Here is a 22731-nt window from a genome sequence, read left to right on the forward strand (position 1 = left end):
TTTATTGCTCTCTGTCCCCGGGGCGCGGCCTGACACGAAAGGCGCAGACTCAACCATAACAAAGGGCAGCCACTGGCTGCCCTTTGTGCGTAACGGCGATGACTCTGCCTCGGGATTAACGTCGATCAGTTGCAACCGTCAGTAGAGGTGGAGTTCAGGTAACTCACCTCACCGGCAGGCTGATAGTCAGCCACATTGATGGTCTTCTTGATCTCGATGTACTCCTTCAGCACGGCCGCGTCCACCAGCCCGGCATTGATGGTGTCGATCTTGGGATAGCCATCGCCACCGGCGGCGCTGAAGCTCGGGATGGCGAAGCTGTAGGTCGCCGCCGGATCGAACGCCTTGCCACCAATGCTGGTGATGTTCACGCTCTTGGCCTGGCAATCCACCGCCATGTTGATGCCGCCAAACTGGGCATAACCGCCGGTATTGCGGGTCTTGGTGGCAACCTGTCCCAGGTAGCTGGCCAGCTCACTGCCATTCATGACGGCCTTGTTGACCGTGTTGCCGAACGGGTGCACCAGCAGCACGCTGCGATAGGTGATATCGCCGGCCGGGATGCTGTCCCGCACGCCGCCGGAGTTGACGATACCGAAGTCGGTTGCCAGCTTGCTGGAGGTGGCGGTCGTGATCAGGCGCCCCAGATTGGTCTGCATGTTGCGCACGCTGGCGCGATCGCCGACCAGCAGGCCATCGCTGGAACCGATCACCACGCTCAGCTCCTGCTGACCCTTCTCCTGATAGCCAAGCAGGGTGTTGTAGAGTTCGGGATCCTTGGTGATCTCGTCCTGAACGAACTGCATCTTGGCCGGATCCTTGGTGGCGGCACCGGCCGCGTCGATGGGATCACCCTTGGCATTGCGCTTGACGAGGTTGACCGGGATCAGCTCATAGCTGGTGAGGGTCAGCTTGCCATTCTGGTAGTCAAACTGGGCACGACCCACATACTTGCCCCACTCGTGGGCCTGCATGATCCAGGTACCGTTCTGCTGATCGGGCAGGCAGTCATCACCCGGTTTGAAGTCGGCATACTTGTTCGCCGTCCCCGGCTCCATGCAGACCGGGTTCTGGGAGTGGCCACCAATGATGGCATCCAGGGTGCCTGCTGGCAGGGCGCGGGCCATCTCCACATCCCCCGGGGCATTGCTGCCATGCTGGCCATCGGCATAGTGGCCCATGTGGGTGATGGCAAAGACCAGGTTGGCCTCATTTTTGTCACGGATCTGCTTGCCCAGTTGGGCCGCTTCGGTGGTGGGATCGCGGAACTCCAGGGTCTTGACGTTGTTGGGGTCGACCAGCTGGGCGGTGTCTTCCGTGGTCAGACCGAGCACCGCGACCTTGAGGCCGTTATCCAGCCTGAATACCTTGTAGGGGTCGAAGTAGTGCTTGCCGCTGGCCTTGTCATAGATGTTGGCCGACAGCATGGGGAACCGGGCCCACTCACGCTGCTTCTCCAGCACATTGAGGGGGTTGTCGAACTCGTGGTTGCCCACCGCCATGGCGTCGTAGCGAATGCTGTTCATCGCGACGAAATCGGGCTCGGCATCCTGCAGATCCGACTCGGGCACCCCTGTGTTGACGTCACCACCGGAGAGCACCAGCACTTCGCTGCCGGCGGCCCTGGCTTCGGCGCGCAGCCGCTCGACCAGGGTCTTCTGGGCCGCCATGCCATATTCGTTCTCGGTGTTGTGCCAGAAACGGCCATGGGTGTCGTTGGTGTGCAAAACAGTCAGCTTGCAGACATTTTCAGTGCAGGGGGCAACGGTGTCATTGCCAGAGGAATTACAGCCAGTCAGGGCAGCCAGCACGGCCAGCGCCACGGTGCCCCTGATGAAGTTCTTATTCATATCCATATCACCTTGATTATGTTGTTATTTATGACCCGATCCGGCGGGTCGGGCGCCAATATAACAAACAACAGATGACGATTTTTCATCAATGACTCACAAAATGCGTTAATTGTGATCCTTGGCTCAACATCCGGATTTCCACCGTTTTTTCGTCTCTTTTTATGAGTGGTCGCGCAAAATTCGGCACCGGGGGATGGCAAGCCGCTTCTTGCCACACCTTTGTGGCATACTCTCCCACCCCATCGGAGTCCGAGGAGAGAGTAGATGGCCAAATACGACAAGATTTCCCCAGAAACCCAGCAGGACGCGATGAAGATTGCCCGCGCCAACCAGAAGCCGGGGCAGACCAAGGAGCAGACCCAGCTGATCGCCCAGGGGATCCAGAAGGGCATAGATGAATACAAGAAGCAGATGAAGGCGCGAGCCCGCGAAGCCAATCGCCAGAAGAAGCAGCAGGCCAAAGCCAGACAACAGCAGAGTGAAAACCAGCTCGATGAACAGGACGAGTCGCTCGAACTGGTGGAAGTGACCCGCCAGCATCCCCTGCCCTGGGCACTGCTGGTATTGAGCTGGCTGGGCTTCGCCGCAGCCTGGCTCTGGCTGCGCTGACCCCGGCGCTGCAAACCTTTGCCTGGGATCTTCTTCACAGCCCTGGCCCATATGGCTGGTCATCGCCGCCCCGAGCTGATTAAATCCCGCCACTCGTTTTCAGGACATCTGCTATGAACCCGGCTCCGTTCTACCTGCTCGCCCCCTTCGTGCTGTTTCTCGTCACCATGCTGCTCTATCGCATCTCGCCACTGCGGGCGGTGGCCAGCGGCAATGTGCGCTGGTTTATTCTGCCCGCCTTCACCCTGTTCATCCTGCTCATCGTGATCAATGGCGCGGCCGATCCGGCCCTGCGCAATCCAGCCTTCCACTGGTTGATGCCAGGCCTGGGATTCGCGCTCAGCCTGTTCCCGGCCCTGCCCAAGGCGCTGGTGCCCCGGCTCGCCATCAAGGAAGGCGCCTTCGCCGCTCTGGGCCTGATGCTGATGAGCCTGGCCATGGTCTACTGACAAAGCGGCTGTGGCGACATGACCCAAGGGGCGCTCTGTGACGGGTGCCCCTTGTACAAACAATGGCCTGCAGGCATCTTGGTGACAGGATCGCCTGCAAGGAGGCCGAATGGACAATCCGCCCGATTTCATGGCGCTGTGGGATTATCAGGATCCCGCCGCCAGTGCCCTGCGTTTTCATGCTCTGCTGCCCGAGGCGCACGCCGCCGCCGACCTGCAGTATGAACTGGAGCTGCTCACCCAGATAGCCCGCACCCATTCGCTGCAACGCCAGTTTGCCGAGGCGCACCAGCTGCTCGACGAGATAGAACCCCGCCTCACTGATGCCACCCCGCGGGCGCGCCTTCGCGTCCTGCTGGAGCGAGGTCGCAGCTTCAACTCCGCCGGCGACAAGGCCAGTGCCAGGACGCTGTTTGAACAGGCCTGGCAACAGGGGCTGAAACACAAGGAGCTTTATCTCGCCATCGATGCGGCCCACATGGTGGCCATCGCCGCCCCGCTGGAGGAGCAAAGCCGCTGGCATCAGCTGGCGATGGAGCTGGCGGAGCGCAGCCAGGATGAGCGGGTGCGCGGCTGGCTCGCCCCCATCTATAACAATCAGGGGTGGACCCTGTTCGAACTGGGCCGTTTGGAAGAGGCCCGCCAGTGTCAGCAAAAATGCCTGGCCTGGCACGAGCAGCATAACAACCCGGCCAAGGCCTTTATCGCCCGCTGGAGCCTGGCCCGCCTGAGCCGGGCCCAGGGGCTGCACGAACAGGCGCAGGCCGAGCTCACGCAGTTGCAGGCCGACATGGCTGCCGCTGGCGCCCCCGAGGATGGCTATGTATTCGAAGAGCTGGGGGAGAATGCGCTGGCGCTGGACGATCCGGCGGCGGCCGAATATTTCGCCCGCGCCTGGTTTTTGCTGTCGCGCGATGAGTGGTTCAAGCGCCAGGGGGGGGAGCGGCTCGCCCGTCTCAAGCGGCTCGCCAAGCTTTGACAACGCAGGGGCGGCCTGGCGCCGCCCCTGATTCAGACGAGATTGGCCTCTTCCCATCCCTGCTTCTTGCGATAGATGGTCGAGGGGCTGATCTCGAGCAGGGCCGCGGCCTTGGGTATGTTGCCGTCACAGCTGGCGATGGCCTGTTCTATCACCTCTTTTTCCACCAGCCAGAGCGGGCGGATCGGCCCATGGGCAGGCCGCTCCGGCGCGCTGGCCACAGCAGGCTGGGCCACAGGGGCCGCCCCGTTCAGGGAACGTCCGCCATTGAGCGGGGGCGGCAAAATATCCTGGCTCACCTGATCCTTGTCGTTCAGCACCACTATGTTGCGCACCACGTTCTGCAGTTCACGCACGTTGCCGGGCCAGGGGTAGTCGAGCAGCACCCGCGCCGCCTGGGCATCGAAATCCTTGAAGCGCTTGTTCTCTTCCTTGGCGTAGCTCTGCAACAGGCTGCGGGCCAGCAGCAGGATGTCCTCGCCCCGCTCGCGCAACGGCGGCAGGTAGAGGGGGATGACGTGCAACCGGTAGTAGAGATCCTCGCGAAAACGCCCCGCCTTCACCTCCACCAGCGGATCCCGGTTGGTGGCGCAGACGAAACGCACGTCCACCGTCTCCAGCTTGCTGCTGCCGACGCGCTGCAGGGTGCCGGTCTGGATGAAACGCAAGAGCTTGCTCTGCAGGTCGAGATCCATCTCGCAGAGCTCGTCCAGAAACAGGGTGCCGCCGTCCGCAAGACTCGCCGCCCCCTTGCGATCCCCCTGGGCGCCGGTGAAAGAGCCCTTCACGTGGCCGAAGATCTCGCTCTCCATCAGATCGTGGGGGATAGCGGCGCAGTTGAGTGCGATGAAGGGCTGATCGCGGCGAGGGCTGCACTGGTGAATCGCCTCGGCACACACCTCCTTGCCGGTACCGCTCTCTCCTGTGATGAACACGGTGGCCTTGCTTGGGGCCGCGCTCTCTATGATGCGATAGACAGCCTGCATCGGCATGGAAGCACCGATGAAGCCGGCGAAGGAGTGACGCTCGAAGTTTTCCCGGTACTGGGCCACCAGCGAGCTTAGTTGCTGGTGTTTCAGGGCGTTGCGCGCCGTGGCGCACAGCCGCTTGCTGTCAAAAGGTTTGGTCAGGAAGTCAAAGGCGCCGAGGCGCATCGCCTCTACCGCCACGTCCACCGAACCATGAGCGGTGATCACCACCACGGCGCAGGGCAGCTGCTGTTCGGTGATCTGCTGCAGAATGTCCATGCCGGACATGTCCGGCAGCTCCAGATCGAGCAGCACCACGGGCGGGGGGCTCGCCATCAGCTGGTCCAGCGCCTGCTGGCCACAATCGGCCAACACTACCTCATAACCATCCTGACGCAGGTACTGCTCATAGACGACCGCCAGACTCCGGGTATCTTCCACCAACAGCACACGCGGTTTGTTTTCAGCCACAGGATTCATCCTTGTCATTGATTGTGCGCTTTTATTTTGCAACCTTTCTCGGGCAAACCCAAGGTGACGCCCCTCCAGTTATCCCGCGGATCCCGAAGAGACACAAGAAAAAACGGCTCCCTAAGGAGCCGTTTTTACGCAAGATGAACTTACTTTTTAGCGTCGTCAGCCGCCGGCTTCTCGATGTCCAGCAGTTCAACGTCAAACACCAGCACGGCATTGGCCGGGATGGTGCCTGCACCATGCTCGCCATAGGCCAGCTTGGACGGCAGGAAGAACTTGAACTTGGAGCCAACCGGCATCAGTTGTACCCCTTCGGTCCAGCCCGGGATCACCTGGTTGAGCGGGAAGGTCGCCGGCTCGCCGCGATCGACGGAGCTGTCAAACTTGGTGCCATCGGTCAGGGTGCCGGTGTAGTGCACCTTGACGATATCGGTGGCCTTCGGCTTGGCGCCTGTACCCATCTTCTCGACCTGATACTGCAGGCCGGATTCGGTGGTCTTCACGCCCTCTTTCTTGGCATTGTCAGCCAGGAAGGCTTCGCCCTTCTTCAGGTTCTCAACGGCATCTTTCTCGGCCTTGGCCTTGGTCAGCTCGTTGATCTTGGCGTCGTACTGCTGCAGAACCTTCTGGATCTCTTCATCGGTCATCTTGGCGTCTTTGCCCAGACCGTCAGTCACCCCTTTCAGGATCACGGCGTTGTCCAGCTTGATGCCGAGCTCTTGTTGACGCTCCAGGGTGTTGGCGATGTAACGACCCATGGAGAGGCCAATCGCATAACCGGATTGCTCTTCAAAGCTCTTGGCTTCAGCCTTGGTCGCCTCTGCAGGCTTGCTGGCCTCTGCCTTCACCTCGGCGGTATTGGCCGCCGGCTTCTCGTCTTGGCAAGCAGTCAGACCCACGGCAACCGCCGCAGCCAACAGGGACACCTTCAGAAATTTATTCATCAGTTTCTCCAAACTTCAAATACCGCTCTCGGTTCCATCGTGAAATGAGAGGTTTATCGTGACAAGCGCCTTATACTAACGCCGTGATTGCAGGTAACAACAGCGTGAGACCGCAAAAATGTTAAAAAGTGCTATTTATCTGGTAAGCCTCTGCTTGATGCTGACTGGCTGCGAGCAAAGCGCCCGGCCAGACCAGCAAATTACCCTCGCCAGCACAGGCCTGCTGACCGCCGATCTCTCCAGCGATGGCAAGCAAGCCATCGTCTCCAGCTTGAGTCAGGGTATCGTGGTATGGGACCTTGAGCAAAACCGCCAACGCTGGCGCTGGACGCAATCAGACGCACCGGACAACCTGGTGTTCATTACCCGTTTTGCCGAAGGCAACGACCACGCCGTCACCGCAACGTCAAATACCTTCGCCATCTGGGCCCTCCAGAATGGGCATTCGCAAGGCTACTACTCCCTTCCTGAATCCAGGCTGAGGGACATCGCCCTGTCTGCAGATGGCCGTCAAGTGCTGATCGGTCGGGAAGATGGCAAGGCGGAGGTGGTCGACACCCAGAGCGGACGCCGCCTGCAATTTCTGGGGCATACCGAGCAGATCAATACGGTGGATCTCTCCGCCAATGGCCGCTATGCCCTGACCGGTGGCAACGACTACAGCGCCTATCTGTGGGATACCCAAAGTGGCCAGGTAGTGTGGCGTTTCAACCACGGCGGCCGGGTAGTGATGGCCAGACTGGAGCCCAGCGGCCGCTACGCCTTCACCGCCGACAGCCGTCAGGCCAGCATCTGGGATCTGAAAACCGGTAAAGAGATGAGCCGGCTGCAGTTTGATCACCGTTTCGAGGTGTACAGCAGCGCCCGCTTTGCCAACGACGGCAAATGGCTCATCACAGGAGCCCCGTCACGCCAGCTCTCCCTGTGGCGGGTGAGCGATGGCACCTTGCTGCAGAGCTGGCGCGTCGCCCCCTATCCCAAGGCCAAACCGCCCAGCGCTGTGGTCTACGGCGTGGCTTTGCGCGACAATAGCCACCTTGTCAGCGCCAGCTCCAGTGGTCTGGCCGAAATCTGGACAATCAAGTAAGGACCCGAAGGCCCATGAGTCAGCAAGTAAACGATCGTATCGAAACCCTGGAAACCCGTCTTGCCTATGCGGAATACACCATAGAGCTGCTCAACGATGAGGTCACCACCCAGGGGCGCGAGCTGGATCGGCTCAAGCATCAGATCCAGCTGCTGGTGGACAAGCTCAAGAGCGTGCAGCCGAGCCAGATTGCCAGCATGTCCGAAGAGACGCCCCCCCCTCACTACTGATCCGGTGACGCCAGCCACCAGTTCATAAAAAAACCCGCGCCAGGCGCGGGTTTTTTTATCTCGGGTCGAACCCGGATCAGTGGTGATGGCCCTTGCCACCGCAACCGCCGCCACCGCAGCAGCCGCCGTGACCATGGTCGTCACCGTGATCATGGTCGTGACCGTGGCCAGCACCGCCGCAGCAACCACCATGGCCATGCTCTTCTTCATGATGGTGATGACCACCACCACAGCAGCCACCGTGATCGTGGTCATGATCATGACCATGATCGTGGCCGCAACCACCGGCACCGTGAACGTGACCGTGAGCCAGCTCTTCGGCGGTGGCGGCACGCACGTCCTTGATCTCGACCTTGAAGCCCAGGGTCACGCCAGCCAGCGGATGGTTGCCATCCACCTTGACGAAGGACTCGGACACTTCAACCACGGTCACCGGGCGGTGGCCGTCATCGGTCTCGGCCACGAAAGTATCCCCTTCGGAGACTTCCATACCGTCGAACAGCTCGCCCGGCACTTCCTGCACCAGAGACTCGTCATATTCGCCGTAGGCCTGGCTCGGGGTCAGGGTCACTTCGAAGGCGTCACCTACCGCGCGACCTTCCAGCTCGGCTTCGAGGCCGGAAACCAGATAGCGAGTACCGTGCAGATATACCAGCGGCTCTTTGCCGACAGTGCTGTCGATGACTTCACCGTGCTCGTCGGTGACTGTGTATTCCAGCGTAACCACGCTCAGAGGAGCTACTTTCATGTCAGGATCCTGCGGATAGAAAAAAACGGGCTCAGAATACCCTAAAAAGCGGGCCACGCCTATGGCGGACCCTGCCAGCGGGTGTTGAAAAAAGCGACAGCGGGATCGAAGTGACACCCCTCACCCAATCCCGTTACCCCGTCAGGGGCGGAATACCCCGATCACCTCTTCGGTCTCCCGGGTCATCTCATCGACCTCGGCCGGCGTCTGCACCTGGGTATCGCCGCAGGAGACGCAGGTCACCTTCTCGACTCCATGCTCCAGATACAGCATCATGTTGTCCATCTTGCCGCACGCCGGGCAGACTGCACCGGCAATGAAGCGCTTTTTACGTCTGGTTTCCATTTTTGTTACCTCCAGGCAGCATCATATCAGGGTTTTTACATGCATCACGCCATCGAGTACCACCATTTTTCCAGCCAGGGCCTGCAAGCCGGTCATCGCAAACGTACCCCGGTCGGGCAGTTGTTGCGGGTGACCAGAGGAGCCGCGCTGCTAAGACTCGGTCAGCATGAGCTGTTGCTCCCGGCCGGCCGCTGTTTCTGGCTCTGTGCCGATGCTCTGGCCGCCTTCAGCCCGCTGGCAGATTGCGATTACGACCTGCTGAGCGTCTCCCTGCGAGCGCCGCAACCCGGGCAGGCCGGCTGGCTGCAAGCCTCGCCGCTGCTCGATGCCCTGCTCGATTCGCTGGCTCAATGGCAGCGGCCACAGGATTGGCAGGGGGCCTATGGCCACCGGCTGCAGGTCATTCTCGATGAGGTGCAACAGTGCCCCATCAGTCAGCAGGGGAATGAAACCCTGCAAGCGGACTGGCAGGCCATCGCCAGCGGCCATCCCGATGCGCTGCAAACGTGGGCCGAGCGGGCCGATGCGCCAGTCCCGGGCGATGCCCTGCAACAGCAGTGGCAACTGCTGCAGGCCCTCAGACTGCTCAAGGGAGGCAGCAAGGCAGCTCAGGTTGCCGGCAAACTGGGTTATCCCGATGAAGCGGCGCTGCAACAGGCTTGTCAGCGCTGGGGCGTGACACCGGGCGAGGGGCAATAAGCGCCCTCCCCCGCCAGCGAAGAAAAACGGCCAGGCGAGTCCAGTTTTTTGGCCGCCGGTCGTTAACAAGAGAGGATCATCCCCCCTCTTATCCTTTATGCTGGAACCATAAGTGACGGCCAACGTTTCGACCAACAGGACATCTGCCATGACGAGCAAAGCCAATCAATCCCAGGGCATGTTGCTGTTTCATCTCTCAGCCAACCAATCCTTCGCCATCGGCACCCTCAAGGTAAAGGAGATAGTGCCCTATACCCAGCTGACCGCGCTGCCCCAGTCCCACCCGACCGTGCTGGGGGCAGCCAATATGCGTGGCACCACCATTCCGGTGATCGACATGGCCATGGCGGTGGGATATCGCCCCATCCAACGGGAAGAGATACAACACTGTTTCATCATCATCACCGATTGTCGCCGTACCCTGGTGGGCTTTCTGGTGCGCGGCATCGACAAGATCACCGAGTGCAACTGGCGCGATATCGCCCCGCCGCCTGCCGCCCTCGGTCACAACGTCTTCGTGACCGGAGTGACCCGGGTCAACGGCCAGCTGATCCAGCTGCTGGACGTGGAGCTGATCCTGTCACGGGTCTACCCTGACGATCCCAGCCACCTCTATCCGGTGCTGACCGACGTGCAGCGGGAGCGGATCAAGCCGATGCGGATCCTGCTGGTGGATGACTCCTCCGTCGCCCGCCGCCAGCTGATGGCGGCACTCGATTACATCAATATCCCCTACGAGGTCTGCACCAATGGCAAGGATGCGCTGACCCTGATGCAGGAGAGAGCTGGCCAGCAGACCCCCATCGATATCCTGGTGAGCGATATCGAGATGCCGGGGCTCGATGGTTATGAGCTCGCCTTCGAAGTGCAGAGCGACAGCAAGCTGGCGGGTGCCTACATCATCCTGCACACCTCCCTCTCCAGCGAGATCAGCGTGGAGCGGGCCCATCAGGTGGGGGCTCACGAAGCGCTGACCAAGTTCGAGGCCAACGAGCTGATCCAGGCCATGCTGCGCGGTGCCGAGCACCACGACCGCCTGCAGCACTGACCACAGAGGCGGGGAGGACACTTCCCGCCATTACAACCGGAACCGACAGACCCATGTTGACCGAGAGTCACTTTCAGGCCCCCTGGTGGGCCCGCAACCCCCATCTGCAAACCATATTGCCAAAATGGCTGCGCCGGACCCCGGCCCGCTTCGTGGCCGAGCGGTTTGAACTGACGGACGGGGATTTCGTCGACCTCGCCTGGAGCGGGGAAATGGCCCAGGATGCCCAGCCGCTGGTGGTGGTGTTCCATGGCCTGGAGGGAAGCATTCACTCCCACTACGCCAAGGGATTGTTTGGCCACCTGCAGCAGGAAGGGAGAGAGGCGGTGCTGATGCACTTTCGGGGTTGCAGCGGCGAGCCCAATCGCCACCTGCAGGCCTATCACTCGGGGGCCATCGGCGATGCGCAGGAAGTGATTGCCGAGCTGAGCCGACGCTTTCCGAGCAAGCCCTTGATCGCCATCGGCTTTTCGCTGGGCGGCAACATGCTGGTCAATCTGCTGGCTCGCGCCTGTCCGGCGGCACTGACAGCGGCCGTGGTGATTTCGGCCCCCCTGCAGCTGGAAAGCTGTGCCAACCGGGTCAACCAGGGCTTCTCCAAGGTCTATCAGAACTATCTGCTGCGCACCATGCGCCGCAACCTGTTAAACAAGATCCACCAGCAACAGAAAGCGGGCGAGCGCTGGCAACCACAGCAGGTGCGAAGCATTGCCACCCTGCGCGACTTTGACGAGCAGGTCACCGCCCCGCTCCATGGCTTCACCAACGCCGGCCACTACTACCAGAGCTGCTCCGGTCTGCCCCTGCTGCGACAGATCCCGATCCCGACGCTGATCATCCACGCCGCCGACGATCCCTTCATGTCGCAGGCAGTGATCCCGCGCCCCGAACAGCTCAACCCCATGGTGCGCTATGAGCTCAGCCAACGTGGCGGCCATGTGGGATTCCTGCACGGCACACCCTGGCGACCCAGATTCTGGCTGGATGAGCGGATCAGCCGCTGGATAACCGAGCAAGCACGGGCCACCACCCAGAACTGACACATCTCGGCATCTTGCCCGGCTGCACATTCTGAGCCATCGCCAGGTGACACTTAAGTGCCTGCGGGGCGTAAAAAGGAGTTGCACTCGGGCAAGCGGGCATAACAATGACCCGACAGCCCTTTTTTTGTTGTGAGACTTACCGATGATCATCCCCTGGCAAGAGCTGGATAGCGAAACCCTGACCAATCTCATCGAACATTTCGTACTGCAGGAAGGCACCGAATATGGCGAGCAGGATGTGCCCCTCGCCCGCAAGGTCGAGACCGTCAAAGCCCAGTTGCAGCAAGGCTCCGCCGTCATCGTCTACAGCGAGTTGCACGAGTCGGTCAACATAGTGCCCAAGGATCGCTTCATCGAGTCGGCTTGACCGGGCACGAAGCCTGCCTTTATAACGGAACTCCCAAGGAAGAGAGCATTCTATGTCGGCCAAGCATCCCATTATTGCGGTTACCGGTTCGTCCGGAGCCGGCACCTCCACCTCCACCATCGCCTTTCGTTCCATGTTTCATCAACTGGGTTACAACGCGGCCGTGGTGGAGGGGGACAGTTTTCATCGCTACACCCGACCGGAGATGGATGTGGCGATCCGCAAGGCGCGCGAACAGGGGCGCCATATCAGCTATTTCGGCCCGGAAGCCAACGACTTCGGCCTGCTGGAGTCGTTTTTCCAGGAGTACGGCCAGCAAGGCAGCGGCCAGTATCGCCGTTATCTGCACAGCTTCGACGAGGCGGTCCCCTTCAACCAGATGCCGGGTACCTTCACCCCTTGGCAGCATCTGCCGAGCGAGACCGATCTGTTGTTTTATGAGGGGTTGCACGGCGGCGTGGTCACCGACGAGCACAACGTGGCCCGCCACGTGGACCTGCTCATCGGCGTGGTGCCCATCGTCAACCTGGAGTGGATCCAGAAGCTCATTCGCGACACTTCGGAGCGCGGGCACTCCCGCGAGGCGGTGACCGACTCCATCGTCCGCTCCATGGATGACTACATCAACTTCATCACCCCCCAGTTCTCACGCACCCACATCAACTTCCAGCGGGTGCCGACGGTGGACACCTCCAACCCCTTCAGTGCCAAGGTGATCCCGAGTCTGGACGAGAGTATGCTGGTGATACGGTTTCGCGGCATCAAGCAGGTGGATTTCCCCTACCTGCTGTCGATGATCGATGGCTCTTTCATGTCACGCATGAATACCATCGTCGTACCGGGCGGCAAGATGGGTTTTGCGATGGAGCTGATCCTGCGTCCCCTCATCCAGCAACTGATCGAAACCGGCAAGATCACCTGAGCCAAGGAGTTTATGATGCGGTTAGCGTTTATCTCTGTGGGATTGGCGGCCCTGCTGGGTGGCTGCAGCACGGGTCCGGCTGCGCCGACCGTCGAGGCGGGCACCATGGTGGTTCGGCCGGCCAGTGACTGGCCATTCGGCGCGACACCGCGCTACGCCCTGGCCGAACAGTTCCAGTATGCCGGGGCCCATGCCGAAGGGTGGCTCGATCCCCTGCAGCAGGCGGTCAGCCAGCAGCTCAATGGCAAAGGGTGGCAGAGCGTGCCCCTCGATGAGGCGGATCTCTGGGTCGCCATCGGCGTCGCGGGTGAAAAGGATGTCAGCGACGGCCAGATCTTCGCACGCCTTGGCATGACGCCGGGATTGCAGACCAAGGCCGGTGAGCGCAAAGGCACCCTGGCCATCGTACTGCTCGATCGGCGCACCCAGCAGGAGGTCTGGAGCAGCGCCATCTCTCTGGCCAGCGATGTCGCCATTGCCGATAGCCAGCGCCAGCAACTGAGCCAGCAGCTGGCCGCCGAACTGCTCTCCTCGGTGCCCGGCCACTGACCCGGGTTTGGCACAGATGCAAAAGGGCGGCTTGTCTCTGGCAAGCCACCCTTTTTTGACCCAGATATCACCACGACATCGGCAACAGACTCAGGTCATGGAACGAGACCTTATGCTTACTGCAGGGTGCAGGTCAGCTGGGTGACATTCTTCTGTACCAGCGTGGCCTGTTTGTCCTGCTTCATGAAAGTGGTCACGCTGTCCGAGTATTTCTCGCCTGATTGTGACTCCACCCGATCCAGCTTGTAATAGAGCCCACCATAGGGGAATTGCACCATGTCAGCCTGGGGATCATAGGTGACGGCCAGCATCACCTCCCCGCACTGGTACTGGCTGTACTGGTACTGGGTAGGTTGCGGGCTGCTGCACGCCGCCAGACCCAACAGAGGAAGCAGAACGATCATTTTTTTCATTGCACTTTCCTTATGTCGTGGCGTTATCAACGAAACAACGCTCGGGTTATCAGGCTTCAAGAATTTGATAACTGTGAGTAATTTGTACCGCTTTTTCCAACATCAGGGAAACGGAACAGTATTTTTCCATCGACAGATCCACCGCACGGGCCACCTGCTTTTCGGCCAGCTCCTTGCCGGTGACGACAAAGTCCAGGTGGATCTTTTCAAAAACCCGTGGCACCGAATCTGCCCGCTCGCCAGCCAGTTCCACATGGCAGGCGGTCACAGACTGACGCGCCTTCTCCAGGATGGAGACCACGTCGATGGAGCTGCAACCACCGACCGCCAGCAGGATCATCTCCATCGGGCTTGCCCCTTCACCAGGGTTGGCACCATCCAGCACCACCTTGTGGCCGGACTCGCTCTCTCCTGTAAATTTCATGCCCTCTACCCAGCTGACCTTGGCTTTCATCTCACGCATCCTCGTATTGTCATTATGCTCATGATGTCCATAGCATACCCCACTCCCCCTCCGTTCGGCACCCTTGTGCCCATACCGACGCCGTAACGGATGAGTTGGAATGGAAATAGATCAAAATCAACATATCCCCCGCTCATCTTCCCTAAAATGACGCGAACGGCGCAGCAGGCATGACTCCAAGGGATCCTCAAAAGCCCGCAAAGCCTTGTCAGCACAGACAAAGGCTCTTATCCTACTGCGACCACTACAAGGAATGGCAAGGTTGGCAGCTTGCCCGGACGCACAAGTCCATAAAAAGACACTACAGAGGAATTCTCATGGTTATTGGCAAACCGCAAAGCGATCCCACCCTGGAATGGTTCTTGTCGCACTGCCACATTCATAAGTATCCCGCCAAGAGCACCCTGATCCACGCGGGTGAAAAAGCGGAAACCCTCTACTACATCGTCAAGGGCACTGTGGCCGTCTTGATCAAGGACGATGAGGGCAAAGAGATGATCCTCTCCTACCTGAACCAGGGCGACTTCCTGGGTGAGATGGGGATGTTCGAGGAGAACGAGAATCCTGAGCGTTCCGCCTGGGTTCGTGCCAAGGGCTCCTGCGAAGTCGCAGAGATCTCCTACAAGAAGTTCCGCCAGCTGATCCAGGTCAACCCGGATATCCTGATGCGCCTCTCCGGCCAGATGGCCAAGCGTTTGCAACATACCAGCCAGAAAGTCGGCAACCTCGCCTTCCTGGATGTGACCGGCCGGATCGCCCAGACCCTGCTCAACCTGGCCAAACAGCCGGATGCCATGACCCACCCGGATGGCATGCAGATCAAGATCACCCGTCAGGAGATCGGCCAGATCGTCGGCTGCTCCCGCGAAACTGTCGGCCGCATCCTCAAGATGCTGGAAGAGCAGGAGCTCATCTCCGCCCACGGCAAGACTATCGTGGTCTTCGGCACCCGCTGATCGACCCGACACCGGCTACCGGATAAAAAAGGCTGCTACGGCAGCCTTTTTCGATCCGCTCCCCTATAATCCCGAACGCCCTTCCCCTTTCATGGCATCAGCCAGGAGAGTTTTTATGCATCTTCAATGTCCCCGTTGCCGCAGCCCCCTGCATCTTCACGAAGCCTCTCGTGGGGTCTACTGCGCCAACAAGCACCACTTCGATCCTGCACCGGAAGGCTATCTGGATCTCATCCCCGGCAAGAAGAATCCCAAGGACAGCGACAGCCGCGCCCTGATGCGTGCCAAGCGCCATTTTCTGGAACAGGGACACCAATTGCCACTCATCGAGGCGATGGCCGCCCTGCTCGCCCCACTCGGTGCCCATGAGCTGATCCACCTCGGCTGCGGCGAAGGCTACTACTGCCGCGCACTGGCCGAGCGGCTGCCCGGCTGGCAATTTGGCGGCGTCGATATTGCCAAGAACACCATCTTCGCCGCCAGCAAGGCACAGCCGGAGGGCCAGTTCGTCATCGCCGATCCGGTCCGCGCGCCCCTGCAGCCCGGCACGGCCCAGGTATTGCTGGTCAACGATCTCAAGGTCAAGACGGAGCAACTGGTCAGCTGGCTGGCACCGGGCGGTTATCTGCTCTATCTGCAACCCGGGCCTCGCCACCAGTGGCAGCTGAGAGTCAGTCTCAATCCGGTGAGCATGGAACATCCCTTGAGCTGGCCATCTCTCACCGGCCTCGAGCTGGTGGGGCAGGATCGTTGCCAGTTCGCCATGACCATGGATCAGGCCCTGCGCACCTTTATTCTGGAAACCAGTCGCCTCGGCTGGCGAGCCAACGGCGAACAACGTCACGCCTTCACCCATCAGGGGCCGGACCTGCTGGAGCAGGATCTGTTGCTCACCCTGTGGCAAAAACCCTGCTGATCTTCCCGAGGGGCGCTCCATTCGCCCCTCTGTTTTTCCCTCACCTCCCTGTTTTGCCGCGATCTCCTGTGTGATCGGCCTCACAACCTGCCACTTCCGGTTTACGGGATACTATTGGCTCACATCCACATCCCTGCTCACTCATCCTTACCAATTAACCCATTGAATAAAATTAAGTTAATTTTTTATGCTACTTTTTTAATCGCAAGAAATTAACTGTCGTAGCGGATGCCCCAAGGTTAATTAAGCATTGATGCATTCAGCGCCAGTCAAGGTTTCGACTCCTACCTTGTGGGTATCGGAGCCCCTCCGATCCAATAGAACCGAGAAACAGGTTCGGAAGTCTTATTACAGAGGAATAAGCATTATGAAAAAGTCTGCACTGACTCTTGCCATCTCCAGCCTGTTGCTGGCCGGTGGTGCCAATGCCGCAACCGTATACAACCAGAACGACACCAAACTGGACATCGGTGGTCGTGCTCAGGGCATGTACTACGGTACTGATGACGACAGTTCCGAAGGCGACGCCAGCTACTTCCGTGTAAACATGAGCGGTGAAACCAAGATTGCCCCGGAAATGAAGGCTTTCGGTTTTGTCGAGTACAACCTGCCGACCTCCGGTTCTGACAACGATGAACTGCGTTATGCCTACGCCGGCATCAAGCACGATCGTTTCGGTGCCTTCAGCTACGGCCGTCAGGACGGTCTGTTCCGCATCGTTAACGACTACACCGACGTACTGCCCGAATGGGGTGGTGACGGCCTGGGCAAAGGCACCGAAGTATTCGGTACCGGTCGTACCAACGGTCTGGCCCAGTACCTGTACACTTACAACGGTCTGACCCTGGGTGCCCAGTTCACCGGCAACAATGATCCGCAGAACTCCGGTCGCAGCGCCATTGAGCAGAGCTACAGCGGCAACGCCTACACCGGCAACAGCTGGAACACCAAAGGTTCTGCTGAAGGCTTCGCCGTAGCGGCCTCCTACGATTTCGATATGGGTCTGGGTCTGTCTGCTGCCTACAACCAGGCTGGCAAGACTGACGAGCAGTCCCGCTATGCTGCCTTCGGTGGCAACGACGATGCCAAGTTGATGGGTGTCGGCGTCAAGTACGCAACCGGCGACCTCTACCTGGCTGCTACCTATGCCCACGGTGAAGACTACATGTTCATCGGCAATGGCTACAACGGCTACGCCGAGAAGCATGACGGTTACGAAGCCGTTGCCCAGTACACCATCGGCAAGTTCAAGCCGTCTCTGGCTTACCTGCGCACCGACGTGAAAGATGATGCACGCGGTATCGATGACACCTACACCGAGTACGTTTCCATCGGTGCCTGGTACTACTTCACCGACAACTTCAACGCCTATGTTGATTACAAGCTGAACCTGCTGGACGAAGAGAACGGTTCCAGCACCAGCAAGCTGGGCCAGAACACCGACGACATCGTCGCTGTTGCCCTGCAATACAACTTCTAAGCAATTGGAAGTGTGTTACCCCCTGTGAAAGCAATGCCTATTGTATGAATTTCTTTCCGGCCGCTCTGCGGCCGGTTTTTTTATTGCGCCCTTTCAATACCTTGCATATAACTATCGAGCGGATAACGGACTATCTGCGAAAGCTTGGACGGCCGGGAATAGCGAGGTAATTCACGGATGAGAGAATACGCCCGACACAGACACTGGCTGGCGTGGCTGCTGTTGCCACTGCTGCTGGTCGCCATCAGCCTGGACAACCAGGCCCATGCAAGCTGGGATCAGACGCTCTACCGCCAGCTGGGACTGGCAGGCAAGCTGGACAGGGAGACGTTTCGCAAGGCGCTTTACGGTTACCAGAGCGTACGCCACAAGCAAAAACCCATCCTTACCATCATCGATTACAGCAAACCATCCAACCTGCGCCGTCTGTTTGTCATCGATATGAAGCGGCACAAACTGCTCTATCACACCTGGGTCAGCCATGGCCGCAACTCCGGTGAGCTGGCCGCCCGTCAATTCTCCAATCAGCCCAATTCCCTGAAGAGCTCCCTCGGGGTCTACCGTACCGCGGAGACCTATCAGGGCAAGCATGGCTACTCGTTGCGCCTCGATGGCCTGACCCCGGCCCTCAATGGCAATGCCCGCAAACGGGCCATCGTAGTACATGGCGCGGCCTACGCCAGCCCTTCCCATCTGCGCAAGCACAACAAATTGGGTCGCAGCTGGGGATGCCCCGCCCTGCCCAAGGAGCAGGCCAGGGCCATCATTGATGCTATCAAGGGGGGCAGCGTCATCTACGCCCATGGTTGAGGCAACAAAAAGGGCCAGCAAACGCCGGCCCTGATCATCCCATCAGCGCAACGCCCTATTTGCGCACCACCAGCACGGGGCAAGGGGCATGACGCACCACGGATTCAGCCACGCTGCCCACCAGCAGATGGGTGATCCCCGAGCGGCCATGACTGCCCATGACGATCAAGTCCACCTCATCCTCTTTTGCCTGGATGACGATCTCGTCTGCCGCCCGGCCAAAACGGATATCGAAGGTCGCGGGAATGGGTAGCGTCGCTATCAGTTCCTTGAGCTGGGTTCTGGCCTGACGCTCCATCTCATGGGTAATCTCGATGGCCGTCATGTGCAGGATCTTGTAACTGTCGAAGCCGTGCAGTTGATCGACCACGTGGATCAGCTTGAGCTGGGCCTGATGGGTCTGGGCCATGAAGACGGCGTAGTCGAGTACCGCTTGAGACATGTGGGAAAAATCGACGGGGCAGAGCAGCGTCTTGATCGATGACATAAGCAGTCTCCTCTTCTGTTGTTGGGTCACTATTGAATCTTTAACCCCATCATAACAACTACTTGAAAAAGAACCCTCGACCCTGTCGCAAAATGAGCATCCGAGTTTTTCTGCGCATAGCCGCTACCCATACCTTGGTATAAAGTAAAGGCTCAGCATGACTCGCTTGTCACCATGGAGCCTGTTCTGACTCTACTGCGTATCGGTTTTCTGTTGCTCTGTTGCCTGTGCGCCTCTTTTGGCAGCCGCGCAGCGTCCCTTCATGTCTATTGCGATGACTGGCCCGGCTTCTGCCAAGCGGATGGCAAGGGGGTCTATCTCGAGCTGGTGCGCACCATCTACCAACCCCATGGTTACCGGGTAATCCACCATATTGTGCCCTACAAGCGCTCCCTGGCCTTGATCGCCAAGAAAGGGGGGGACATGGCGATGGGGGTCTATCTTGACGAAGTGCGCGGAGTGCGGCAGCCATATTTTCCCGCCTCTGCCGATGATCTGACGGTGATCATGCTCAAGCAGTGGCAACCCCAGTGGCGGGGAGAGTCCAGCCTGCAGGGACAGCATGTGTTATGGCGACGGGGCTGGGCGCTGGACAAATACATCCCGGTCACCATGAAGTGGCACGAGATAGACAGTGACGAGGTGGCCCTGCAGCTGTTGAACAAGGGGCGCTATCGCTACTTCCTGACGGCCGGGGTGCTCTATCCCGACGGTGAACTCCCCACCGGTCTGTACCGGACCTTTCTGCGCTGGATCCCCACCTACCCCATTTTTTCCGATACCGCAGAGGGGGCGAAGCTGCAGCGGATCTGGGATCAAGACATGGCCTCCCTGATCCGTCAGGGCACACTGGCCGATATCTATCGCCACAACCATCTCTATGACTACTATCAGGGATTCATCAAGGAGCTGGAAAAGCAGGCCGCTCCCCGATGACATCAAGGCGAGACACGGTTATCCCCTAGTCAGCCCTGTGCTGCTTGGCCAGGCGGTCATAGAGGATCACGTTGACCGATGCAGCCAGATTCATGCAACCCCGGGTCGGCACATACACCACATCCCTGACCACACCATAGAGGGCGGGATCCAGGGTGCCATCCTCGGGTCCGAAGATGTAGAAAGCCCGCTCGGGATGCTGGTATTCCGGAAGCGGAGTGGCCCCTTCGATAAGATCCACCACCACGGGCACACAGTCCTCAGGGATAAAGGCCAGCAGATCATCGACCCCCAGTAACGGGATCTTGTCCACCATTTGCTTGGTATCGGTGGCAAACCGGCGCGCCAACTCAAAGCGATGGCCGGTGTAATAGACCTCATCCACCCCGTAGCAACCCGCCGCCCGCATCACCGAGCCCACATTTTCCGGTGACTTGGGATTGACCAGCCCCACACAGCAGAACGAACGTTTCACCATCATCTCTTCTCCTCTTTGCGGCCGGCATTATAAGCAGCAATGGCGCACCCGACCCGCAAAAAGTGCGCCTTCCGACCGCGTCGGCAGCGCCCGCTAACCCAATGACGATTTTTTGTGCGCTCGCCGACACTTTCCACACGCTGCGATAGCGCGAAAAGAGCGAATGGAAATAATAGACAAACGTTTGCAAATGGATGTTTGTCTATGACGGAGCGTGAACAAGAGATCCTCGCCCTGCTGCGCCAGGACCCCATGATCCCCCAGCAGGAGTTGGCAGATCGCCTCGGCATCAGCCGCTCGGCGCTGGCCAGCCATATCTCCAGCCTGATCCGCCAGGGATATGTGCAGGGTAGAGGCTATGTGCTGCGGGAAGGCCCCTACGTGGTGGTGGTCGGCGGTGCCAACATGGATATCTGTGGCACCAGCCATGGCCAGCTGCTGATTGGCGACTCCAACCCAGGCAAGGTGCGTACCTCAGCCGGCGGCGTGGGGCGCAACATCGCCGAAAACCTGGCCAGGCTCGGTACCGATACCCGGCTGCTGACCGCGGTGGGCAACGATCAATATGGCCATCACCTACTCGAGGTGAGCCAGAAGGCGGGGGTCGATGTGCGCCAGACCCAGGTACTGGACGGCCATGCCACCTCCTGCTATCTCAGCCTGCACGACGGCAGCGGCGAGATGAGCTGCGCCATCAACGACATGGCGATCATCGATCAGCTCACCCCCGCAAGGCTCACCCCCCTGGCCGGATTTCTCGCCGGCGCCCGGCTCTGGGTACTGGATACCAACCTGGCCATCCACACCCTCGACTGGCTGTTCGAGCGACAGGGGGAGCACGCCATCTTCGTCGACACCGTCTCGGTGGCCAAGGTGGAAAAAATTCGCCCCTGGCTCGGCCGGATCCATACCCTCAAACCCAATCGCAGCGAGGCGGAGAAGCTGTGCGGCATGACCATCGCCGGACCCGAGACCTGGTCCATGGCCGCCGCCTGGTTCCACCGTGCCGGGGTGCAGCGGCTGTTTCTGAGCCTGGGGGATCAGGGGATCTTCTACAGCGACGGCGAGCTGCAGGGCCATCTGCCAGTACTCGGCAGCCCGGTGCTCAATGTCACCGGCGGTGGAGATGCCTTCATGGCAGGGCTGGCCCACGCCTGGCTGCAGGGGCACGACATCGCCAGCACGGCCCGCTTCGCCCTGGGCTGCGCCGCCCTCACCGTCAATTGTTCCGATACCGTTTATTCCGGTCTCTCCAAGACCGCCGTTGACCGCATACTGGAGGAGTACTCATGCTGAACGCATACCTTGATATCCAGCCGGAAATCGCCGCAGCCCTGGCCGCAGGCAAACCTGTGGTGGCCCTCGAATCCACCATCATCTCCCACGGCATGCCCTATCCACAGAACGTGGAGACGGCCCGCCAGGTCGAGCAGGTGGTACGCGACAACGGCGCTGTGCCGGCCACCATCGCCATCATGGATGGTCGCCTCAAGGTGGGGCTGGATGGGGACTCCCTGGAGGCGCTGGGCCGCGCCGGCCACGCCGTCACCAAATGCAGCCGACGCGATATTCCCTTCGTGCTGGCACGCAAGGGGATGGGGGCCACCACGGTCGCCTCGACCATGATCATTGCCGCCATGGCGGGGATCCGGGTGTTTGCCACCGGTGGCATCGGCGGGGTGCATCGCGGCGCGCCCGAAACCTTCGACATCTCGGCGGATCTGCAGGAACTGGCGCAGACACCCGTCGCCGTCGTCTGCGCCGGGGCCAAGTCCATTCTCGACATCGGCCTGACCCTGGAGTATCTGGAGACGCAAGGGGTGCCCATCATCGGCTACCAGAGCGAGGAGCTGCCCGCCTTCTACACCCGCGAAAGCGGCTTCAAGGTGGATTACCGGCTCGATACTCCGGCGGCCATTGCCGAAGCGCTGCGTCTGAAATGGGAGCTGGGGCTGGCTGGTGGCGCCGTGGTGGCCAACCCCATTCCGGCCGAGCATGCCATGCCCAAGGCCGACATAGATGCGGCTATCGCTCAGGCTCTGGGTGAGGCGGAGGAGCAGGGGATCAAGGGCAAGGCCTCGACCCCCTTCCTGCTGGCCCGGGTCTGCGAACTGACCGGCGGCAATTCGCTCTCGGCCAACATCCAGCTGGTGCTCAGCAACGCCGCCCTAGGGGCGCGCATCGCCACCGCCCTGTAAATCAGGCTCCCCAATGAAAGAAGGGCCCGCGGGCCCTTCTTGTCTTACTGGTTCTGGATCTCGTTGCCAATCCCTTTGACCGTATCGCGCGTGCCATGACCGATCTCCCGGGTCACATCCCGCGTGGTATGGCCTATCTCGCGGGTCACATCACGAGTCGTATGGCCTATGGTACGCCCCGCCCCCTTCAACTCGGCGCAGCCCGCCAGCAACACGGCGGCAATCAGCAGCAGGTATTTCATCACGGCTCCATGCAATCAGTCAGGCTCTACTGTTTACC

At 60.0% G+C, this 22731-nt stretch carries 28 protein-coding genes; 18 read left to right on the top strand and 10 right to left on the bottom strand.

Annotated features, from left to right (window positions below; translation table 11 throughout):
* Positions 1-125: 125 nt before the first annotated feature.
* A complete protein-coding gene (ushA, locus tag ACB034_RS20040; RefSeq protein ID WP_371173581.1) occupies positions 126-1850 on the bottom strand; it encodes a bifunctional UDP-sugar hydrolase/5'-nucleotidase UshA in 1725 nt (574 codons plus the stop codon).
* 267 nt (positions 1851-2117) lie between these two features.
* On the opposite strand from ushA, the gene ACB034_RS20045 reads away from it, so the two are divergent.
* The 3 genes from ACB034_RS20045 (at position 2118) to ACB034_RS20055 (ending at position 3890) form a co-directional block, all read left to right on the top strand.
* The gene (locus ACB034_RS20045; RefSeq protein WP_371173582.1) at positions 2118-2462 is read left to right on the top strand and encodes a DUF2956 domain-containing protein; all 345 of its coding nucleotides are present in this window, start codon (positions 2118-2120) and stop codon (positions 2460-2462) included.
* A 113-nt stretch (positions 2463-2575) separates the two neighbouring features.
* Positions 2576-2911, top strand: a complete 336-nt coding sequence (locus tag ACB034_RS20050; protein WP_371173583.1) for a hypothetical protein — start codon at positions 2576-2578, stop codon at positions 2909-2911.
* Positions 2912-3020: 109 nt separating this feature from the next.
* A complete protein-coding gene (locus tag ACB034_RS20055; protein ID WP_371173584.1) occupies positions 3021-3890 on the top strand; it encodes a tetratricopeptide repeat protein in 870 nt (289 codons plus the stop codon).
* Positions 3891-3922: 32 nt separating this feature from the next.
* Here ACB034_RS20055 and ACB034_RS20060 read toward each other — a convergent pair whose 3' ends face one another.
* Both ACB034_RS20060 and fkpA read right to left on the bottom strand, forming a co-directional pair.
* Complete coding sequence (locus tag ACB034_RS20060; protein WP_371173585.1) at positions 3923-5329, bottom strand: sigma-54-dependent transcriptional regulator; 1407 nt, start codon at positions 5327-5329, stop codon at positions 3923-3925.
* Positions 5330-5478: 149 nt separating this feature from the next.
* Complete coding sequence (fkpA, locus tag ACB034_RS20065; protein WP_026457833.1) at positions 5479-6276, bottom strand: FKBP-type peptidyl-prolyl cis-trans isomerase; 798 nt, start codon at positions 6274-6276, stop codon at positions 5479-5481.
* 118 nt (positions 6277-6394) lie between these two features.
* On the opposite strand from fkpA, the gene ACB034_RS20070 reads away from it, so the two are divergent.
* Together ACB034_RS20070 and ACB034_RS20075 are read left to right on the top strand one after the other, a co-directional pair.
* On the top strand, positions 6395-7363 hold the full coding sequence (locus tag ACB034_RS20070; protein ID WP_371173586.1) for a WD40 repeat domain-containing protein: 969 nt from the start codon (positions 6395-6397) through the stop codon (positions 7361-7363).
* 14 nt (positions 7364-7377) lie between these two features.
* Positions 7378-7593 (top strand): SlyX family protein, encoded by a 216-nt coding sequence (locus ACB034_RS20075; protein ID WP_042027198.1) that lies wholly within the window; start codon positions 7378-7380, stop codon positions 7591-7593.
* A gap of 76 nt (positions 7594-7669) precedes the next feature.
* Here ACB034_RS20075 and slyD read toward each other — a convergent pair whose 3' ends face one another.
* A complete protein-coding gene (gene slyD / locus ACB034_RS20080; RefSeq protein ID WP_268856450.1) occupies positions 7670-8341 on the bottom strand; it encodes a peptidylprolyl isomerase in 672 nt (223 codons plus the stop codon).
* Between the two features lie 141 nt (positions 8342-8482).
* Complete coding sequence (locus tag ACB034_RS20085; protein ID WP_042025330.1) at positions 8483-8686, bottom strand: YheV family putative zinc ribbon protein; 204 nt, start codon at positions 8684-8686, stop codon at positions 8483-8485.
* A gap of 39 nt (positions 8687-8725) precedes the next feature.
* On the opposite strand from ACB034_RS20085, the gene ACB034_RS20090 reads away from it, so the two are divergent.
* The 6 genes from ACB034_RS20090 to ACB034_RS20115 all read left to right on the top strand — a co-directional run bounded on the left by ACB034_RS20090 (position 8726) and on the right by ACB034_RS20115 (position 13314).
* Entirely contained in the window at positions 8726-9385 is a 660-nt protein-coding gene (locus tag ACB034_RS20090; protein ID WP_042025328.1) for a hypothetical protein, read from the top strand.
* Between the two features lie 148 nt (positions 9386-9533).
* Entirely contained in the window at positions 9534-10433 is a 900-nt protein-coding gene (locus ACB034_RS20095) for a chemotaxis protein (RefSeq protein WP_223380017.1), read from the top strand.
* Positions 10434-10486: 53 nt separating this feature from the next.
* Positions 10487-11473: a hydrolase gene (locus ACB034_RS20100; protein ID WP_371144994.1), complete on the top strand. Its 987-nt coding sequence runs from the start codon at positions 10487-10489 to the stop codon at positions 11471-11473.
* 145 nt (positions 11474-11618) lie between these two features.
* Positions 11619-11843, top strand: coding sequence for a YheU family protein (locus ACB034_RS20105; RefSeq protein WP_042072725.1), 225 nt, complete (start codon positions 11619-11621; stop codon positions 11841-11843).
* A gap of 52 nt (positions 11844-11895) precedes the next feature.
* The gene (locus ACB034_RS20110; protein WP_026456725.1) at positions 11896-12765 is read left to right on the top strand and encodes a phosphoribulokinase; all 870 of its coding nucleotides are present in this window, start codon (positions 11896-11898) and stop codon (positions 12763-12765) included.
* Between the two features lie 15 nt (positions 12766-12780).
* Positions 12781-13314: a DUF4136 domain-containing protein gene (locus tag ACB034_RS20115; protein WP_371173587.1), complete on the top strand. Its 534-nt coding sequence runs from the start codon at positions 12781-12783 to the stop codon at positions 13312-13314.
* A gap of 116 nt (positions 13315-13430) precedes the next feature.
* Here ACB034_RS20115 and ACB034_RS20120 read toward each other — a convergent pair whose 3' ends face one another.
* Complete coding sequence (locus ACB034_RS20120) at positions 13431-13727, bottom strand: MliC family protein (RefSeq protein ID WP_026456727.1); 297 nt, start codon at positions 13725-13727, stop codon at positions 13431-13433.
* 49 nt (positions 13728-13776) lie between these two features.
* Positions 13777-14181 carry an OsmC family protein gene (locus ACB034_RS20125; protein ID WP_371173588.1) on the bottom strand — a complete coding sequence of 135 codons (405 nt, stop codon included), beginning with the start codon at positions 14179-14181 and terminating at the stop codon, positions 13777-13779.
* 326 nt (positions 14182-14507) lie between these two features.
* On the opposite strand from ACB034_RS20125, the gene crp reads away from it, so the two are divergent.
* The 4 genes from crp (at position 14508) to ACB034_RS20145 (ending at position 18352) form a co-directional block, all read left to right on the top strand.
* Positions 14508-15146, top strand: coding sequence for a cAMP-activated global transcriptional regulator CRP (gene crp, locus ACB034_RS20130; protein WP_005335304.1), 639 nt, complete (start codon positions 14508-14510; stop codon positions 15144-15146).
* Between the two features lie 115 nt (positions 15147-15261).
* Complete coding sequence (locus tag ACB034_RS20135; RefSeq protein ID WP_223380014.1) at positions 15262-16062, top strand: putative RNA methyltransferase; 801 nt, start codon at positions 15262-15264, stop codon at positions 16060-16062.
* 367 nt (positions 16063-16429) lie between these two features.
* Positions 16430-17542: a porin gene (locus ACB034_RS20140; protein WP_042072732.1), complete on the top strand. Its 1113-nt coding sequence runs from the start codon at positions 16430-16432 to the stop codon at positions 17540-17542.
* Between the two features lie 177 nt (positions 17543-17719).
* Positions 17720-18352: a murein L,D-transpeptidase catalytic domain family protein gene (locus tag ACB034_RS20145; RefSeq protein ID WP_342011114.1), complete on the top strand. Its 633-nt coding sequence runs from the start codon at positions 17720-17722 to the stop codon at positions 18350-18352.
* A 55-nt stretch (positions 18353-18407) separates the two neighbouring features.
* Here ACB034_RS20145 and ACB034_RS20150 read toward each other — a convergent pair whose 3' ends face one another.
* Positions 18408-18839 carry a universal stress protein gene (locus tag ACB034_RS20150; RefSeq protein WP_026457772.1) on the bottom strand — a complete coding sequence of 144 codons (432 nt, stop codon included), beginning with the start codon at positions 18837-18839 and terminating at the stop codon, positions 18408-18410.
* Between the two features lie 174 nt (positions 18840-19013).
* On the opposite strand from ACB034_RS20150, the gene ACB034_RS20155 reads away from it, so the two are divergent.
* Positions 19014-19775: a hypothetical protein gene (locus ACB034_RS20155; protein ID WP_371173589.1), complete on the top strand. Its 762-nt coding sequence runs from the start codon at positions 19014-19016 to the stop codon at positions 19773-19775.
* A gap of 25 nt (positions 19776-19800) precedes the next feature.
* Here the strand turns inward: ACB034_RS20155 and ACB034_RS20160 are convergent, their stop codons facing one another.
* The gene (locus ACB034_RS20160; RefSeq protein ID WP_042072769.1) at positions 19801-20253 is read right to left on the bottom strand and encodes an RNA methyltransferase; all 453 of its coding nucleotides are present in this window, start codon (positions 20251-20253) and stop codon (positions 19801-19803) included.
* 204 nt (positions 20254-20457) lie between these two features.
* On the opposite strand from ACB034_RS20160, the gene ACB034_RS20165 reads away from it, so the two are divergent.
* Together ACB034_RS20165 and ACB034_RS20170 are read left to right on the top strand one after the other, a co-directional pair.
* A complete protein-coding gene (locus ACB034_RS20165; protein ID WP_371173590.1) occupies positions 20458-21549 on the top strand; it encodes a PfkB family carbohydrate kinase in 1092 nt (363 codons plus the stop codon).
* A complete protein-coding gene (locus ACB034_RS20170; protein WP_371173591.1) occupies positions 21543-22451 on the top strand; it encodes a pseudouridine-5'-phosphate glycosidase in 909 nt (302 codons plus the stop codon). Before ACB034_RS20165 ends, ACB034_RS20170 begins: the two co-directional genes overlap by 7 nt.
* Positions 22452-22495: 44 nt before the next feature.
* Here the strand turns inward: ACB034_RS20170 and ACB034_RS20175 are convergent, their stop codons facing one another.
* Positions 22496-22693, bottom strand: a complete 198-nt coding sequence (locus tag ACB034_RS20175; protein ID WP_061475672.1) for a hypothetical protein — start codon at positions 22691-22693, stop codon at positions 22496-22498.
* Positions 22694-22731 lie beyond the last annotated feature (38 nt).

The sequence above is a fragment of the Aeromonas sp. S18(2024) genome, assembly GCF_041402525.1.
GTDB classification, from domain to species: domain Bacteria; phylum Pseudomonadota; class Gammaproteobacteria; order Enterobacterales; family Aeromonadaceae; genus Aeromonas; species Aeromonas enteropelogenes.

Bases quoted from the DNA above. Each gene is read 5' to 3' on its own strand.
- ushA (WP_371173581.1), bottom strand. From the start codon at position 1,850: ATGAATAAGAACTTCATCAGGGGCACCGTGGCGCTGGCCGTGCTGGCT.
- ACB034_RS20045 (WP_371173582.1), top strand. From the start codon at position 2,118: ATGGCCAAATACGACAAGATTTCCCCAGAAACCCAGCAGGACGCGATG.
- ACB034_RS20050 (WP_371173583.1), top strand. From the start codon at position 2,576: ATGAACCCGGCTCCGTTCTACCTGCTCGCCCCCTTCGTGCTGTTTCTC.
- ACB034_RS20055 (WP_371173584.1), top strand. From the start codon at position 3,021: ATGGACAATCCGCCCGATTTCATGGCGCTGTGGGATTATCAGGATCCC.
- fkpA (WP_026457833.1), bottom strand. From the start codon at position 6,276: ATGAATAAATTTCTGAAGGTGTCCCTGTTGGCTGCGGCGGTTGCCGTG.
- ACB034_RS20070 (WP_371173586.1), top strand. From the start codon at position 6,395: ATGTTAAAAAGTGCTATTTATCTGGTAAGCCTCTGCTTGATGCTGACT.
- ACB034_RS20075 (WP_042027198.1), top strand. From the start codon at position 7,378: ATGAGTCAGCAAGTAAACGATCGTATCGAAACCCTGGAAACCCGTCTT.
- slyD (WP_268856450.1), bottom strand. From the start codon at position 8,341: ATGAAAGTAGCTCCTCTGAGCGTGGTTACGCTGGAATACACAGTCACC.
- ACB034_RS20085 (WP_042025330.1), bottom strand. From the start codon at position 8,686: ATGGAAACCAGACGTAAAAAGCGCTTCATTGCCGGTGCAGTCTGCCCG.
- ACB034_RS20090 (WP_042025328.1), top strand. From the start codon at position 8,726: ATGCATCACGCCATCGAGTACCACCATTTTTCCAGCCAGGGCCTGCAA.
- ACB034_RS20095 (WP_223380017.1), top strand. From the start codon at position 9,534: ATGACGAGCAAAGCCAATCAATCCCAGGGCATGTTGCTGTTTCATCTC.
- ACB034_RS20100 (WP_371144994.1), top strand. From the start codon at position 10,487: ATGTTGACCGAGAGTCACTTTCAGGCCCCCTGGTGGGCCCGCAACCCC.
- ACB034_RS20105 (WP_042072725.1), top strand. From the start codon at position 11,619: ATGATCATCCCCTGGCAAGAGCTGGATAGCGAAACCCTGACCAATCTC.
- ACB034_RS20110 (WP_026456725.1), top strand. From the start codon at position 11,896: ATGTCGGCCAAGCATCCCATTATTGCGGTTACCGGTTCGTCCGGAGCC.
- ACB034_RS20115 (WP_371173587.1), top strand. From the start codon at position 12,781: ATGCGGTTAGCGTTTATCTCTGTGGGATTGGCGGCCCTGCTGGGTGGC.
- ACB034_RS20120 (WP_026456727.1), bottom strand. From the start codon at position 13,727: ATGAAAAAAATGATCGTTCTGCTTCCTCTGTTGGGTCTGGCGGCGTGC.
- ACB034_RS20125 (WP_371173588.1), bottom strand. From the start codon at position 14,181: ATGAAAGCCAAGGTCAGCTGGGTAGAGGGCATGAAATTTACAGGAGAG.
- crp (WP_005335304.1), top strand. From the start codon at position 14,508: ATGGTTATTGGCAAACCGCAAAGCGATCCCACCCTGGAATGGTTCTTG.
- ACB034_RS20135 (WP_223380014.1), top strand. From the start codon at position 15,262: ATGCATCTTCAATGTCCCCGTTGCCGCAGCCCCCTGCATCTTCACGAA.
- ACB034_RS20140 (WP_042072732.1), top strand. From the start codon at position 16,430: ATGAAAAAGTCTGCACTGACTCTTGCCATCTCCAGCCTGTTGCTGGCC.
- ACB034_RS20145 (WP_342011114.1), top strand. From the start codon at position 17,720: ATGAGAGAATACGCCCGACACAGACACTGGCTGGCGTGGCTGCTGTTG.
- ACB034_RS20150 (WP_026457772.1), bottom strand. From the start codon at position 18,839: ATGTCATCGATCAAGACGCTGCTCTGCCCCGTCGATTTTTCCCACATG.
- ACB034_RS20155 (WP_371173589.1), top strand. From the start codon at position 19,014: ATGGAGCCTGTTCTGACTCTACTGCGTATCGGTTTTCTGTTGCTCTGT.
- ACB034_RS20160 (WP_042072769.1), bottom strand. From the start codon at position 20,253: ATGGTGAAACGTTCGTTCTGCTGTGTGGGGCTGGTCAATCCCAAGTCA.
- ACB034_RS20165 (WP_371173590.1), top strand. From the start codon at position 20,458: ATGACGGAGCGTGAACAAGAGATCCTCGCCCTGCTGCGCCAGGACCCC.
- ACB034_RS20170 (WP_371173591.1), top strand. From the start codon at position 21,543: ATGCTGAACGCATACCTTGATATCCAGCCGGAAATCGCCGCAGCCCTG.
- ACB034_RS20175 (WP_061475672.1), bottom strand. From the start codon at position 22,693: ATGAAATACCTGCTGCTGATTGCCGCCGTGTTGCTGGCGGGCTGCGCC.